The organism is Streptomyces sp. L500 (genome assembly GCF_054551825.1).
Genome location: NZ_JBTOLC010000022.1, coordinates 31409 through 46123, shown reverse-complemented (window position 1 = coordinate 46123; position 14715 = coordinate 31409). Strand labels below are relative to the sequence as shown.

General features: G+C 74.6%; 13 protein-coding genes. 10 read left to right on the top strand and 3 right to left on the bottom strand.

Annotation, left to right across the window (positions count from 1 at the left end):
* Positions 1-66 precede the first annotated feature (66 nt).
* Positions 67-981 carry a nuclease gene (locus tag ACX9I7_RS20615; RefSeq protein ID WP_387570703.1) on the bottom strand — a complete coding sequence of 305 codons (915 nt, stop codon included), beginning with the start codon at positions 979-981 and terminating at the stop codon, positions 67-69.
* A gap of 277 nt (positions 982-1258) precedes the next feature.
* Here ACX9I7_RS20615 and ACX9I7_RS20610 point away from each other — a divergent pair, with 277 nt between their 5' ends.
* From ACX9I7_RS20610 to ACX9I7_RS20585, 6 genes are all read left to right on the top strand, one after another.
* Positions 1259-1384, top strand: a complete 126-nt coding sequence (locus ACX9I7_RS20610) for a hypothetical protein (RefSeq protein ID WP_358629715.1) — start codon at positions 1259-1261, stop codon at positions 1382-1384.
* 95 nt (positions 1385-1479) lie between these two features.
* Complete coding sequence (locus ACX9I7_RS20605) at positions 1480-4692, top strand: lantibiotic dehydratase (protein WP_459388136.1); 3213 nt, start codon at positions 1480-1482, stop codon at positions 4690-4692.
* 20 nt (positions 4693-4712) lie between these two features.
* Positions 4713-5990 carry a lanthionine synthetase C family protein gene (locus tag ACX9I7_RS20600; protein ID WP_459388135.1) on the top strand — a complete coding sequence of 426 codons (1278 nt, stop codon included), beginning with the start codon at positions 4713-4715 and terminating at the stop codon, positions 5988-5990.
* Between the two features lie 53 nt (positions 5991-6043).
* Positions 6044-7012, top strand: a complete 969-nt coding sequence (locus ACX9I7_RS20595) for a JmjC domain-containing protein (RefSeq protein WP_387570694.1) — start codon at positions 6044-6046, stop codon at positions 7010-7012.
* Entirely contained in the window at positions 7009-7257 is a 249-nt protein-coding gene (locus ACX9I7_RS20590) for a hypothetical protein (protein WP_387570691.1), read from the top strand. Before ACX9I7_RS20595 ends, ACX9I7_RS20590 begins: the two co-directional genes overlap by 4 nt.
* A 90-nt stretch (positions 7258-7347) precedes the next feature.
* A complete protein-coding gene (locus ACX9I7_RS20585; RefSeq protein ID WP_387570688.1) occupies positions 7348-7572 on the top strand; it encodes a hypothetical protein in 225 nt (74 codons plus the stop codon).
* A 23-nt stretch (positions 7573-7595) separates the two neighbouring features.
* Here ACX9I7_RS20585 and ACX9I7_RS20580 read toward each other — a convergent pair whose 3' ends face one another.
* Positions 7596-10532 (bottom strand): AfsR/SARP family transcriptional regulator, encoded by a 2937-nt coding sequence (locus ACX9I7_RS20580; RefSeq protein ID WP_459388134.1) that lies wholly within the window; start codon positions 10530-10532, stop codon positions 7596-7598.
* A 109-nt stretch (positions 10533-10641) separates the two neighbouring features.
* Between ACX9I7_RS20580 and ACX9I7_RS20575 the strand changes: the two genes are divergently transcribed.
* The 4 genes from ACX9I7_RS20575 (at position 10642) to ACX9I7_RS20560 (ending at position 13646) form a co-directional block, all read left to right on the top strand.
* On the top strand, positions 10642-10950 hold the full coding sequence (locus ACX9I7_RS20575; protein WP_387570682.1) for a hypothetical protein: 309 nt from the start codon (positions 10642-10644) through the stop codon (positions 10948-10950).
* Positions 10947-11939 (top strand): ATP-grasp domain-containing protein, encoded by a 993-nt coding sequence (locus ACX9I7_RS20570; protein ID WP_459388133.1) that lies wholly within the window; start codon positions 10947-10949, stop codon positions 11937-11939. The genes ACX9I7_RS20575 and ACX9I7_RS20570 overlap by 4 nt, the downstream gene beginning before the upstream one ends.
* A 5-nt stretch (positions 11940-11944) precedes the next feature.
* The gene (locus ACX9I7_RS20565; RefSeq protein WP_459388132.1) at positions 11945-12814 is read left to right on the top strand and encodes a universal stress protein; all 870 of its coding nucleotides are present in this window, start codon (positions 11945-11947) and stop codon (positions 12812-12814) included.
* 139 nt (positions 12815-12953) lie between these two features.
* Positions 12954-13646, top strand: coding sequence for a pyridoxamine 5'-phosphate oxidase family protein (locus tag ACX9I7_RS20560; protein WP_459388131.1), 693 nt, complete (start codon positions 12954-12956; stop codon positions 13644-13646).
* Between the two features lie 41 nt (positions 13647-13687).
* Here ACX9I7_RS20560 and ACX9I7_RS20555 read toward each other — a convergent pair whose 3' ends face one another.
* Positions 13688-14710 (bottom strand): Acg family FMN-binding oxidoreductase, encoded by a 1023-nt coding sequence (locus tag ACX9I7_RS20555; protein ID WP_459388130.1) that lies wholly within the window; start codon positions 14708-14710, stop codon positions 13688-13690.
* Between the last annotated feature and the right edge of the window lie 5 nt (positions 14711-14715).

Below are 14715 nucleotides of genomic sequence, written 5' to 3'. Positions count from 1 at the left end.
TGCGGGCCGTTCACGGGCAGGCGCCCGCTTGGGGGCGAGCGCCGCCCCCAAGGACCACGCGGCCGGTCACTTCTCGTCGAAGAGGAGCTCTTCCGAGGGGTGGGTCATCTTCACGGTCTCGCCGTTGGTGATCTCGACGACGTTGTGGAGGCCGGTGATGAGCTTGGACTCGTGGTCGCCCGACAGGAGGCGGAACTTGTCCGCGGCGCCGCCCAGATACGCGGGGAAGCAGGCCAGCGAGGTGTTGCCGAGCGACAGGTACTCCTTCAGCCTGCGGAACAACTTGGGAAGGATCACCGCGCCGTTGTCGGTGATCGAGGCCATCCCGGTGACCTTCGCTCCGGTGAGGGTCACATCGCCGAGCGTGTCGGACGTGATGTTCCAGATGCCCTTGCCGGGGTCGGCCTTCGCCGTCAGGGCGGCGGCGGTCATCGCGCGGCGCAGCTCGGCGGGGAAGCCCGAGTAGAAGGTGGGGTAGGCCAGTCCCTCGGCGAGCAGGTGCTGGTTGGCCGTCTTCTCCAGGAGCGTGGCCTTGACGTCGATCTCGTAGCCGCTGGCTCCCACCGGGGGGCCGGGGACGACCAGTGCCACGCAGCGGCCGAAGACGTCGCTGCCGCGGGTGAGGATGTAGCCGGGGACCTTGTCGGGAGTGGCGGAGATGGTCTCGCGACCGGTCTGGAGGTCCAGGGTGCGCCGGATGTCGGTGAAACCGAGCCACGTCAGCATCGCGTCCGTGGCGGCGTCGGCGAACTTCCTCGGCTGGCGTTCCTCCGTCCCGTAGTTGCCGGAGTAGTGGGTCTCCAGCGCGTCGATGCCCTCGAGTCGCACGTCGACGTGGCCGTCCGCCGCCGGCTCCGGTTTGTGGCATCCCTGGACGAGCTTCCATTCGCCCACGTAGTCCGGGATGAACGGGACGGTGTCCCCGTCGGGTCTGGTGTGACCGGAAAGATGAAAATTCCCCTTGATCAGCAGCATGGGCATGGCGACTCCCACGGACTCCGGGACGGGCCGTCGCCTCGCGAGGCGCTTGCGGAGCAAGCGAACCGGCTCGTTTCCATGCTGCGACCGCTCCGGCGCGACCGCCATCGGAGACCGGGTGGGGACGGGGGGATCCGGAGGGGACCCGCGTCGACGCGGCGCGGATCCCACGTAGATAAGCCGTAGAAAGGCGCTCCGTACGTTGGCGTCAGCCGCCGGGAGAAGCCCGGGGCCGCCGCCGGAAACGGGGCGCGTCGCACACGAAGTGAATGGAGTCGACATGAACAACTTCGACGAGCTGTTCGAGCTGGACGTCATCGAGGTCGCCGCTCAGGGCGAGGACGAGCAGGCCGCCGCGGTCCAGGCCGCGACCGGCTCCTGGCCGTTCCACTGCCCCACCATCTGACGCCCGGTCCACGACCCGCTCAGAACGCATCAGTGAGGCGGCCCGGTCCTTGGGCGGGCCGCCTCACTCGTTCCCGCACTTCTCTGGAGGCACCCGTGTCGGCACACGCAGCCCGCCCGGGCGGTGACGCCCTTGGTCCGTCGGCGTTCCGGTGCGCGGAGACCCTGCTGTTCCGCGCCGCGATCCGGCCGCCGGCGCCCGACGGTCCCGGCGACGACGAGTGGCCCGGCGACGACGAGGCGGCACTGCGGGATCATCTGTGCACCGCCGCGGCCGACGACCGGCTCAGGGAGGCGGTCTCGCTGGCGAGCCCTTCCCTGAGCCGGACTCTCGACGCCGTGCTCGCCGGGGAACCGGTCCGCGTCAAGCAACTGCGGCGCGCGGTGCGGGCGCTGGCGCGCTACCGGCTGCGGATGTCCGGCCGGGCCACGCCCTTCGGCACCATGGCGGGGGTCGCCGCCATCGGCTTCGCCGACGAGCCGGCGACGGCCGGCGTCCGCTGGGGCGGGCGTCACCGCAAGGCGGTGCGGCCCGACATGGGCTGGCTGACCGAGGTCGTGGCGCGGCTGGAGCGCGAGCCCGCCGTGCTGCGGCCGCTGCGCGTCGTCCTCAACGACCTGTGCTTCGTGCGGGGTGACCGGCTGGTCGTCCCCTACGTCCCGGCCCCCGGGGCGGGCCCCCGGCCGGTCACCCAGGAGGTGTCCGTACGGGCCGGCGCGGTGGTGCGCCACGTCATGCGGCGTGCCGCTCTGCCCGTGCCGTTCGGTGATCTGGTCGCCGACCTCCTCGCCGCCTACCCCGGGGCGCCGGCCGCCACCGTGGAGCGGCACCTCCTCGACCTCGTCGGATCGGAAGTGCTGTTGACGGAGCTCCGTCCGCCGCTGGACGGCGCGGATCCGCTCGGCCACGTACTGGACCTGCTGGCCGTCCGGGATCACGCGGCCGGACCGCTCCCCGGCCCGGTGGCCCTCGTCGCCGCCGAGCTGTCGGCCGTTCACAAGGAGCTGGCCGACTACGCGGCGACGCCGCTCGGCCGCGGCCGTGGGGCCCGCGACGCCGCCGGCCACCGGATGGCCGCCCTCCACCCCTCGGACCACCTCCTCCAGGTCGACCTGGGCCTCGACGTGGACGTCCGGCTGCCGCCCGCCGTGCGCGCCGAGGCGGAGCGGGCGGCAGAGACCCTGTGGCGCCTGGCCGCGGCCCGGCCGGGCCCGGCCCATCTGCGCCAGTACCACGTCGATTTCCTCGAACGGTACGGTGCCGGGCGCGCCGTACCGCTGACGGAACTCCTCGATCCGGACATCGGCCTCGGCGGTCCCGCCGGGTACCGGCTCCCCGCCACCTCGCGGACCGCGCAGGGGAGTCGGGCGGACGCCCGGGAGCAGCGGGAGCGGGACCAGGACCGGTTGCTGACCGAGCTCGCCCAGGAGGCGTCCGTCAACGGCGAGCGGGAGGTCGTCCTGGACGACGCGCTCGTCGAGCGGCTGACCACCGGGGGCGGGGACGCGCCGGCCCCGGCGCTTCCGCCGTCGTTCGAGATCCTGGCGCACCTGCTCGCCGACACGCCCGAGGCGCTGGCCGGCGGTGACTTCCGGCTGGTGGTCACCGGTGGGGCGCGTACGGCGGGAGCGCACGCGGGGCGCTTCGGGTTCGTGCTGGGCGCCGACGACGACCGGGTCACCGAGCTGGTGCGGCGGGTGCCCGGGACCGCGCCCGGCGCCGTCCCCGCGCAGTTGATCTTCCCGCCGCCGCTCGGCGCGACCACCAACGTGGCGCTGGTGCCGCGCCGCCTGACGCACACCATCACGCTCGGCGCGTTCGCCGACCGTACCGACGGGACGGAGCTCGGGGTGTCCGACCTGGCCGTCGTCGCCGACGTCCACCGGCTCACCGTGGTCGCGCCCCGGCTCGGCAAGGAGGTCGTCCCGGTCGTCCCCAGCATGCTCGCGACGGTGTGGCACGCGCCGAACGCCGCCCGGTTCCTCCACGAGGTGACCCAGCACGGCCTCCCGGCCTGGCCGCGCTGGCGCTGGGGGGCCGCGGAGGACCTGCCGTACCTGCCCAGGGTCCGGCGCGGGCGCACGGTGCTCACCCTGGCCCGTTGGCGTCCGACGGACCCGGCGCTCTCGGAGCGGGCCACCGCGCCCGCCGACTGGGAGCGGCTCTTCGACGCCTGGCGGTCCCGCTGGCGGGTGCCCGACCGGGTGGAGAGCGTCAACGGGGACAACCGCGTCGCCCTCGACCTGCGGCGCCCGTTCCACCGGGCGCTGCTGCGCGACGAGTGGCTGCGCCGCCCGGGCGGCTTCCTCCAGGAACCGCCGACGGACTGCGGCCACGGCTTCGGCTGGCTGGCCGACGGCACCGGCCCGTCCGGCCGGGTCAACGAGATCGCGTTCCCGATGCTCCGGGCGGCCCCGGCGCCCGGCGGCACGGCCGCGCCCTCGCTCCGGCCCGTGCCCGTCCCCGAGCCCCGCCGCGCCCGCGCCGCCCACGCCCCCGGCTCGCGGTGGCTGTACGCCAAGGTGTACTGCTCGGCCGAGCGCCAGGACGAGATCCTCGCCCGGCGGCTGCCCCGGCTGCTGGAAGGACTGCCCGGTGAGGCCGACCGCTGGTTCTACCTCCGTTACCGCGACCCGGACCCCCATCTGAGGCTGCGTTTCCACGGCGAGCCCGCCGTTCTCACCGGCTCCTTGCTGCCCCGGCTGCGGGACTGGTGCGACGGGCTCGCCGCCGAGGGGCTCGGGGACAGGCTGGTGCTGGACACCTACGACCCGGAACTCGAACGCTATGGAGGACCCGCCGCGGCGGCCGCCGCCGAACGGGCCTTCCACGCCGACAGCCTCGCCTGCCGGGAGCAGGTCGAGCTGCTCGACAGCCGTGAGCTGGCCCTGGACAGGACGGTGCTGGGCGCGCTCGGCCACGTCGACCTGGCCTGCCGTGTCGCGGGCACCACGGAGGGCGTCCGGTACCTCCTCGACCGTCCGGTGCCCGCCGGGGCGGACGGGCCCTCGCGCGCCGCCAAGGACCTGGCGCGGGAGCTGATCGACCCGCTCGGCGGCTGGCAGCGGCTCCGCTCGCTGCCCGGCGGCCCGGCGCTCCTCGCGTGCTGGGAGCGCCGCGCCCCCGCCCTGACCGCGTACGGGACGCTCCTTCGGGAACTCGGCGCGGGCACGGGACCGTTGGGCTCCCTCCTGCACATGCACCACAACCGGCTCACCGGCATCGACCGCCCTGCCGAGGAGCGCTCCTTCGCCCTGGCCGCCGCGGCGCTGCGCAGCCGCCGGGAACGCCTCCGGGCGGCCCGGTGAAAGCGCGGGTGGGCGTGCCGGTGGACGTGCCGACGGACGCGCTGCGCCGACGGGCCGCCGAGGTCGTGGCGACCGTCGCGCGGCGTCTGGCCGACCCCGCCGCCGAAGCGGCCCGGGACGTGTCCGCCTTCCGCGCGGCGAGCCTCAGCGACGGCGCGCCGGGCATCGCCCTGCTCCACGCCGAGCTGGCCCGCGCCGATCCGGCGCACCGGACCGCCGCCCAGGCGTGGTTGCGGCACGGCGCCGCGCTCGCCGCACGGGCGACGGCTCCCGGGCCGCAGGGGCTGTACGGGCCCGTGGCCGCCCTGTCGTTCGCCCTCCACCGGGCGGCGGCGGGTCCCGCGGCCCGGGACCATCTCGCGCGGCAGGTCGCCGGGATCGCGGGCGCCCGTGCCGGGCGCGAGGAGCGGCGCCTCGCCGAGCGCCTCGGCTGCGTCGACTTCACCGCGTACGACGTGATCAGCGGGCAGGCCGGGCTCGGCGCCCACCTGCTGGAGCTCGGCGGCCCGGCCGAGGCCGCCGTCACCCGCCTGGTGCGGGCGCTGACGTCGCTGGCCCGGCCGGTGCGCGTGGACGGCTGGCTGCTGCCCGGCTGGTGGGTGGCGCTCGCCGGGGACTCGTACCGGCCGGTGGACCCGGCGGAGGGGCACGCCAACCTGGGCATGGCCCACGGCCTCCCGGGCCCCCTCGCCCTGCTGGCCCTCGCCTGGCGGCAGGGGGTGCGGGTGCCCGGCCAGCGGGCCGCGATCACCGGTTTCGCCGAATGGCTCCTCGTGCGGCGCCGCACGGACGGCGCGGGATCCTGGTGGCCGGGCCGGCTGGCCCCGGGCCCCGCCCAGCCCGGGGCGGGGCCGCCGTCCTGGTGCTACGGCACCCCGGGCGTCGCCCGTGCCCTCCAGCTCGCGGGCCTCGCCCTGGGCGTCCCTCGCTGGCAGGAGGCCGGCGTGGAGGCGCTGCGGGCCGCGCTGACCCGGGCCGCGTCGGCGGAGGCGGAGCCGTCGGCCGAGGCCGGGCTCTGCCACGGGGTGGCCGGGCTGCTGCAGACCACCTGGCGCGTCGCCCGCGACAGCGGCGACGCGGAACTCGCCGGGCATCTGCCGCGCCTGGCGGCCCGCCTGCTGGACCTCGTCGACGAGGAGCGGCCGTTCGGTTTCGCCGACGCCCCGGGCGAACGCCCGCCCGAGGAGCATCCGGGCGGCTTCCTCACCGGCGCGGCCGGCGCGGCGCTCGCCCTCCACACCTTCGCCACGGACACCGCGCCCGCCACCCGCTGGGACCGCGCGCTGCTGCTGGCCTGACGACCAGCCGGACCCTGACAGCCAGACGGAACCCGACAGAGAGAAGAGACCGCATGCACCGGGAGGAACTCACCCGCTGGGTGGGCGACACGGACGCCTTCCTGGACCGCTGCTGGCGCACCACGCCGGCCGTCTTCCGGCCCGGTCCCGGCAGCGGGCCGACCGCGCCCCTCACCCTGGAGGAGATCGACAACGCGGTGGCGGGCGGGCTGCTGCGCGTCCCCCACCTGGAGATCGCCCGGGCGGACGACCCGGTGCACTCCTCCCGCTACACCCGCTCACGTACCGTCGCGGGCGTCACCACCCCCGGGTACGCCGACCCGGACCGGGTACGCGAGTTGCTCGCCGAGGGCGCCACCCTCGTACTGCGCAACGTCGAGCACTGGCACCCGGCCACCCGCGCGCTGACCCGCGCGCTGGAGGGCGAACTCGGCCGCCGCGTCGAGGCGTTCTTCTTCGTCACGCCGCCGGGGGCGCAGGGGCTCGAACTCCACCGCGACGACGCCGACGTCCTGCTGCTCCAGCACACCGGCAGCAAGCACTGGACCGTGCGCGGCGGCCCCGGCGACGCCGACTGGAAGCCCGGCGCGGTCGCCGACGGCGGCCCGGCCCTGCTGACCGACACCCTCGGCCCCGGCGAGGTCCTCTACATCCCGCGCGGCTTCGCCCACGAGGCGGTGGGCGGCGAGGGGCTCTCGTCCCACCTCTCGCTCACGATCCGCGAGGTCGGCACGCAGCAGCTGTTCGCCTCGCTGCAACGCCTGCTGCTCGGCTCCCTGCCGCTGCCGAGCCGCCCGCAGGCCGACGACGACCTCCACGCGGCCGCCGGACTGCTGCTCGACCGGTTCCGCTCCCGGCTGCCGGAGCTGACCGCCGCGGCCGTGGTGGAACACGCCCGCCGCGCGCAACTCGACCAAGGCGCCGTCCCCGGACTCGGCTCCGACCCGGGCATCGCCGCACTGGCCGCGCGCCTGGGCGCGGCCCGCCCGCCCGCCCCGGCAGGGTCGGGGGGAAACCCGTGAACGACGACGTGTACGGGCTCGGCCTGCCGCCGCTGCCGTCGGACCACCACGCGATGCGTGCGGTCGTGGTCGTCGAGTGCCTCACCGAGAACGGCCCGGCCCTGCGCTACATGTACACCGGCACCAGTAGCTGGGGTGCGCTGGGCATGATCGAAGCGGCGAGGATCCGGCTGGCCGGCTCCCTGGAGCCCGAGGCACCCTGGGAAGGCCCCGAGGGGAAGGGCCGGCTCCCTCCCTCTCGGTGACAAGCCCTCGTATATCGAACGTAGATGGACGACACGCAGAATCGGCACATCGAAACGCTCCACCGCCCCACCGAGAGACAGGACCCTCCCGTGTCGCGCACCTACGTGTCCCGCCAGCGCCGTGCAGCCCTTCTCGTCCCGGCCGCCCTGGTCGCCTCGCTGGCCCTCGCCGGGCCCCTGTCGTCGGCCACGGGCTCCGACGGCGCCGCACGGACCTCCGCCGACTCCCCCGTCACCCACTTCACCTACACCGAGGGCGGCAACGGCCACCGCCAGGGCGACCACGACCAGACCGAGTACAACACCAAGGCGTGAGGCCCCGACGGCCGCGGCCCGCCCTACACCGGCGCGGGCCGTATGCCGTCGATGAGCGCACGCACCTGCGCGGCCTCGGGCAGCGTGGTGCGGGTGAAGACCTCCAGCGCCTCGCCCGCCTGCTCCAGCGCCCGTCCGTGGTGCCCGGCGCTGTGCGAGACCCGGGCCTGCGTCCACAGCGCGTAGCCCCGGTCACGGTCGCGGCCGGGCACCGTCCGGTAGTAGGTCACCGCGCGGTCCGCCGCCTCCAGCGCCTCCTCGACCTCGCCCATGACGCGCAGGGTCTCGGCGTAGCGGTACCACGCCTGCGCCTGCTGGCCCGGGATTCCCTCCGCCGCGCAGAGGTCCAGGCACTCGCGGTAGCCGGCCAGCGCCTCCGGGTACCGGCCCAGTTCGTGGAGGGCCTGGCCGCGTACGCACAGCGCGTGGGCCACGCCGTGCCGGTCCGCCATCCCGCGCAGGGCGGCCAGCGCCTCCTCGCAGGCGGGCAGCGCCTCCTCGGCCCGGCGGCCGCGGATGCGGGCCAGCGCCGCGTTGAGCGTGGTGATCAGCTCGCCCGACCGCTGCCCCCACTCCCGGGCCAGGACGAGCGCCTCGTCGAAGAAGCCGGCCGCGTCGTCGTAGCGCTGCTCGAACTGGGCTATCACCCCGAGGTCGTTGCACGCCTGCTGCAGGATGGCCCGGTCGCCCGCCCGCCGGCAGAACCCGGCGGCCAGCTGGGCGTGGGTACGGGCCCGCGTCAGCCGGGTCTCCTGGATCGCCGCGTTGCCGCAGATGAAGTGGGCGCGGCCGGCCGCGCGGTGGTTGCCCGCCAGGGCGGCGGCCTCGGCCAGCGCCTCGGCGGCGACGGCCATCTGCGCGTAGGGGACGTCCTGGCCGAACGAGCTGAGGGCCACCAGGAGATCGGCGGCGGCCGTCAGCCGCTCCGGTTCGGCGGCCTCCCACCGTCTGACGAGCAACTGGACGGTGTGGAGCGCGCAGTCGAATTCGGTGATCACCCATTCGCGGGCCTCGGCCAGGTCCGTGAAGCGCGGGCCGTCCCGCCGCACGGCGCCGGCGGCGATGGTGCTGTGCACCGGGTCGCCGGGCACCATCCACCTGAACGCCTCCCCCGCCATCTCCAGCAGGTGGTCGAGCAGCCGGCGCTCCACGGCGGAGTCCGCGAGGTCCTCGTCGGCCGGGGGCAGCTGCCGGGCGAAGTCCCGCACCAGATCGTGGTACCGGTAGCGGCCCGGTGCCGGTGACTCGAGCAACGCGGCGTCGACCAGCGGCTCCAGCAGGTCCTCCGCGTCCGCCTCGTCCAGGCCCAGTGCGGCGGCGGCCGCGCCCAGCCCGATGTGCGGCCAGGCGACCGACGCCAGCGACCGGAACACCCTCGCCTGCGGGTCGGTCAGCTGGCGGTAGCCGAGCTCGAAGGCGGCGGCCACGGCGAGGTCGTCGGCGCGCAGCTCGGCCAGCCGGCGCCGCTCGTCGGCGAGCCGGGCCACCAGGTGCGCCACCGTCCAGCCCGGCCGGGACGACAGACGGGTGGCCACGATCCGCACCGCCAGGGGCAGGCGCGCGCAGGCGACGACCAGCGCCAGCGCGGCCTCCTCCTCCGGGGCGACCCTGGATTCGCCCACGATGCGCCGCACCAGACAGAGCGCCTCGGCCGTGCTGAACTCCTCCAGCCGGACGTGGGCACCGGAGGGCACACCCACCAGGCGCGCCCGGCTGGTGACCACCACCGCGCAGTGGGCCGCTCCCGGCAGCAACGGTCTGACCTGGGCGGCGTCGCGGGCGTTGTCGAGCAGCAACAGCACCCTGCGGTCGTCGAGAAGGGTACGGAACAGCCGGGACCGGTCCTCCAGGGAGCCGGGGACCTTCCGCCGGGAGACCCCCAGCGCGGTCAGGAAGCTCACCAGAATGGTGCCGGGGTCGGCCGCGTCCGTCCCGGAGCCGCGCAGGTCGGCGTAGAGCTGACCGTCCGGGTACTCCCCCTTGACCTGGTGCGCCACCCGCAGGGCCAGGGTGCTCTTGCCGATGCCGCCCATCCCGCTGACGGAGGCGACGGCGAGCGCGGTGCGGTCCGGGTCGGTCAGGGCCCGGCACAGCTCGGCGACCGCCTCGTCGCGGCCACTGAAGTCGGAGATGTCGGCCGGGAGCTGGGCGGGGCGGACGGGGGGCGCCGAGGCGCCGTCCTCCCGCTGCGGGCGCTCCGCCGCCGGCCCGCCCGAGGGCGGGGCGAGCTCCGGGTCGCAGGCCAGGATCCGCTCGTGGAGGGAGCGCAGCTCGGGCCCGGGATCCAGGCCGAGCTCCAGCGCCAGCACCTCGCGGGCCTTGCCGAACACCGCCAGGGCGTCGGCCTGCCGCCCGGCGGCGTAGAGCGCCCGCATCAGGAATCCGTACGACCGCTCCCGCAGCGGCTGTTCCCGGATGAACGCGGTCAGCTCAGGGACCGCCTGGGCGTGCCGGCCCAGCAGCAGCTCCAGGTCGAAGCGCTCCTCCAGCAGGGTCAGCCGCAGCTCGGACAGCCGGGAGCGCTGCCGGTCGGCGAACGGCCCGGGCACCCCCGCCAGGGGCTCGCCCCGCCACAGGGACACCGCCTCCGTCAGCAGGGCGGCGCACTCGTCGTACTTCCCGTCCCCGCGTGCCCGCGCCGCCTCCGCCGCCAGGTGCTCGGCCCGGAAGGCGTCCACCGACAGCGGCTCCTCCGCGAGCCGGTAGCCGTCGCCCACCCTGGCCAGCACCTGCGCGTCGCAGCCGGCCGCCGTCAGCAGTTTGCGCAGCCGCCACACATAGGTGCGCACGATCATCACCGCCGAGTCCGGCGCCGTGTCGCCCCACACCCCGCTCACCAGCTCGTGCAGCGGCACGGCGTGGCCGCGCCGGAGCGCGAGCATCACGAGGGCCGCCTGCTGCTGCGGCGGCCCACACGGCACGACGGTCTCGCCGTCGCGGACGCCCACGGCTCCCAGCACAGAAAATTCCACAGTCTTCCCCCCACCACCGGCACACGTCACCGTCCGGAAGAGATCGCTTTGACACGCCCGACACGCGATGATCCCATGAAAGGAGTTGGTGCGATCGATGCGCGATGCCGGTATCGGACAACCGTGGCCGCCGCGCGTCTTTTCCGACCGATCGAGCGCGGAAGACGGGAATCGCGTCATGACTCGAGAAACCGGAAAGTCACGGCCGATCGTATTTCTTGGCACGCCGCAGGGTGACGCCGCGACCACGGTGCCCCCGGAGCTCAGGGAATGGGAAGCGGCTGTCATCCGCTACGCGGAGCTCAAGGAGGACATCCAGGAGGGCTCCGGCGGCTCCTGCGCCTTCTCCGTGAGCGGGAACCCGCCCGAGGCGGATGACTCCAAGGTGGACTACACCCTCATGTGAAGGATGCGGAGCCGAAGGTGAAGACCGGCCGTCTGGCGATCCTCACGGACTCCGCGGATCTGCACGCGCTGCTCATGCGGCATGTGTTGAGGGCGCGTGGAAGAATCGCCTGCGATGTGATCGAGACGGACAGCCTCTGCGAACGCGGCGGGTTGAGCTGGTCCGACACCCGGAGCCTCGTGTCGGCCAAGGGCGGGGAGCCGGTGGACGTCGGGGACCTCGATGTCATCTGGTGGCGACGCGGCAACAACGTCCAAAGGATCCCGCCGCACATCACGAATCGCGCGGACGTCGAGATCATCAACAACGACTGTCGTACGACGCTCACCGGAATGCTGTGGAATGACTTTCGGGGCACATGGATCAGCGACCCGTACGCGACCGCGACGGCCGAGAACAAACTCGTTCAGCTGCGCGCGGCGCGGGCGGCCGGCCTGCCGGTGCCGCGCACTCTCGTGAGCCAGGACCCGAAAGCCATCAGGGAGTTCTGCCGCGCGGCCGAGGGCGACGTGGTCGTGAAAAGCGTTCGGGGCTGTACCGCCGCGCCGACGTTCACGCGCAAAGTGACCGATGCCCATCTCGGGGCGGAGGCGTCGATGCGCCTGGCCCCGGCCGTCTACCAGGAATGCGTTCCGGGGCAGGACCATCTCCGTGCACTGGTCCTCGGAAACGAGGTCCACGCGGTGACGATCCACAGTCACGATCTGGACTGGAGAGGCGACCTTCCCGGAAGCTTCCGGCCCGCGAACGTCGATGACGCCACGTCCGCCGGTCTGGTGGAGGTGCTCGGGCGCCTCGGGCTGAGAATGGGCGTGGTCGACATGAAGCTGGACAGCGGCGGAACGCCCGTCTGGCTGGAGGTCAATCCCCAAGGCCAGTTCCTCTTCATGCAGGCGTTGAGCGGCCTGGACCTGATCACGCCGTGCGCGGACTACTTCGAGCGGGAAGCGCTGTCCGCCGCGCGCCGACGCGACTCCCGGAGGCGGTGAGCACGATGGAGCGTCCTGTGGTCGTGGGCGTCGACGGGTCGGACGGCGGTCTCGTCGCCCTGGACTGGGCCGTGGCGGAAGCGGCCCGCCTCCGGCTCCCCTTGCGCGTGGTCCACGCGTCGCTGTGGGAGCGCTACGAAGGGACGGTGCCCTCGTTCACCGGTGAGCGACAGGCGGAGGAGATGGCGGAGCAGCACATCATCGCCTCCTCCGAGGAGCGGGCCCGGCGGCTCTCCCCCGAACTGCCGGTGGACGCCGTGGCCCTGCCGGACGAGGCCGTGGCGGCACTGGTGCGGGAGTCGCTCGACGCGGCGGTTCTGGTGACCGGTTCGTCCGGGCGGGGCGCTGTCAAGGCGTTCCTGCTGGGCTCCGTGAGCCTCGCGGTGGCGGGCCGTGCCCACTGCCCGGTCGTCGTCGTTCGCGGCGAGGAGCACAACGTCAAGGGCATGAGCGATCGGATCGTCGTCGGCGTGGGCGAGGCGGACGAGGGCGCCGCCGCCGTACGGTTCGCCCTGCGCGAGGCCGAGGCACGCGGCTGCGGGCTTGAGGCCGTACGGACCTGGCGGGCTCCCCCGCCGTCGGCGGACCCCTTGACCGTGCTCGATGCCACCGCCCGGGCCTACGAGGAACAGGCCACCGCCATCCTGGCCGAGGTACTGGAGGAGGCCGTGGCCGAGCACCCGGGGGTGTCCGTCACCCGCACCGTGCTGGAAGGCCCCGCGCACCGGATGCTGCTCGGCCCGGCCGCCGACGCCGACCTGCTCGTACTCGGCGCCACCAGGCGACAGGGCCGGCACGGCCTGCAGCTCGGGCGGGTCAGCCACACCGCCCTGCACCGGGCCGCCTGCCCCGTCGCGGTGGTGCCGCACCGGTGAGACCGTGCGCGCGGGCCGTGCCCGGACGGCGGCGCAGCGCTGGCACGAGCCGTCGCGTCCTGTTCCCCTGGGAGGGCGGCCGACGGGCAAGGGGCCGACGGCTGGGGCCGACCGAGGCGGCCGCGTGGAGGCTGGGACGATGCACGACGGCGGACCGCCCCCCGGTGACTCCGGCACCGGCCCGGGCGAGGACACGGTGGCCACGCGGTGTGCGGTGCGCCGCGAGCAGCTGGGGCTGAGCCGCGAGGAGGTGGCGCGCCGCGCCGGTATGTCCGTCCCCTATCTGAGCCAGCTCGAGACGTTCAGCGGAGATTTCGACCCCGCCGGCCTTCTGCGCCTCGCCGCCGCCCTGGAGATGCCCTATGACGAACTCACCCAGGGCCCGCGCGAGGCGGCGCCCGGGCAGCGGCCCGCCGGTGCCGGTCATCTGCTGACGCGCCTCTCCGAGGACGACTGCTGGCAGCGGCTCGGCACCCACGGCATCGGCAGGGTGGGCCTGACCGTCGGGTCCACCCCTGTCGTGCTGCCCGTGAACTTCCTGGTCGACGGCCGCACCGTCGTCTACCGGACCGAGGTGGGAGGCCCCGCGGCGGCGGACGGCGGGGGGCCGCTCGCGTTCGAGGCCGACCACATCGACGCGCACGTCAGCCGTGGCTGGAGCGTCCTCATCACGGGTACGGCGGAACACATCACCGACCCGGACGTCGTCGAAGCCCTCGCCACCCGCCCGGGAGCGCGGCCCTGGGCCGGTGGGAGGCGCGATCTGTGGATCCGCGTCCGCCCCGGCCAGGTCACCGGGCGGACCATCGACGCCCGGGAAGCGCCGTCCTGACCGGCGACTCCCCGTCCGAGGGCCCGCCGGCCGGGCCGGGGTCAGTCGTCGATGACGAGGACGTCGCGTACCGGGCGACGCGGCGTGGCCGGGCCCTGCGGGCCGTAGCCGATGCGCAGGATCATCTGGATGTGACCGCTGCCGGTGACGGGGTCGCGCAGGGGCCAGCGCAGGTCGGGCCATTCCAGGGCCTGGGTGGAGAAGGAGGTGGCCAGCTCCTTGAGGGTGGCGACCAGCAGCACGCGCTGCATGGCCTGTCCCGCGATCAGCCAGTGGACCGGCTGGTCGCCGTCCGTGCCGAGCACGGCGAGGTGGGGGTCCTCCTCGAACGGTGTCGTGCCGCGATCGGCCACCGGCTGTCCGCCCGAGAAGTCGCGCACCGGCGCTCTCCCGCCGTGTTTGCGCGGCCCGAAGGCGTATTCCGGTACGCCGTCGGTCGCCGTGTCCGCCTCGTCGGCGCCGATGCGCGTCCATCGGGCGAGATCCTGCTCGCTGCCCTGGTCGGTGAGGTTGCGTGCCTCGGCTTCGTCGGCCAGTTCCGCCACCCAGCGTGCCTGCCAGGACTCGGGGAAGGAGAGCACGGCTCCCTCTTGTCGCGCGGCGTCGGCCAGGGCGGTGCGGACGGTCTCGGGGACCGGCTTCTCGGCGAACGGGTACCGGCTGGTGTGCCGTCGCCGGATCGCCGGCCCGAGCGACCGGAGTGCGGCGTCCTCGCCGTCCGCGGAGCCGTCCGCGGAGCCGTCCGCGGACGGCGTGGTGCGGACGAGGGCCAGCAGGCCGGGGTCCTCGGGGTCCGGGAGGAGCGTGACGCCCGCGTGGAAGCCGGCCGCGGCGAGGGCGACGCGCAGGTTGAACAGCGCGGCGCCGCATCCGATGTGCAGGGCCCGGCCGTCGGGGTCGGAGTGGGGCATGCCCCGTTCCGGGTCCGCGTAGAGGCGCAGCGTGCCGCTGCCCCGCGCGTACGTGAAGCGCCACGGTTGTGCGTTGTGCATGGAGGGGGCGGTCACCGCCTCACCGACCAGCTCCGACACGACGGCGTCGTCCAGGGTGGGGACTGCTGTCACCGGGA

What these genes read in the sequence shown, in the direction of transcription:
- ACX9I7_RS20595 (WP_387570694.1), top strand. Translation starts at nt 6,044, where the DNA reads ATGCACCGGGAGGAACTCACCCGCTGGGTGGGCGACACGGACGCCTTC.
- ACX9I7_RS20610 (WP_358629715.1), top strand. Translation starts at nt 1,259, where the DNA reads ATGAACAACTTCGACGAGCTGTTCGAGCTGGACGTCATCGAGGTCGCC.
- ACX9I7_RS20575 (WP_387570682.1), top strand. Translation starts at nt 10,642, where the DNA reads ATGCGCGATGCCGGTATCGGACAACCGTGGCCGCCGCGCGTCTTTTCC.
- ACX9I7_RS20565 (WP_459388132.1), top strand. Translation starts at nt 11,945, where the DNA reads ATGGAGCGTCCTGTGGTCGTGGGCGTCGACGGGTCGGACGGCGGTCTC.
- ACX9I7_RS20560 (WP_459388131.1), top strand. Translation starts at nt 12,954, where the DNA reads ATGCACGACGGCGGACCGCCCCCCGGTGACTCCGGCACCGGCCCGGGC.
- ACX9I7_RS20615 (WP_387570703.1), bottom strand. Translation starts at nt 981, where the DNA reads ATGCCCATGCTGCTGATCAAGGGGAATTTTCATCTTTCCGGTCACACC.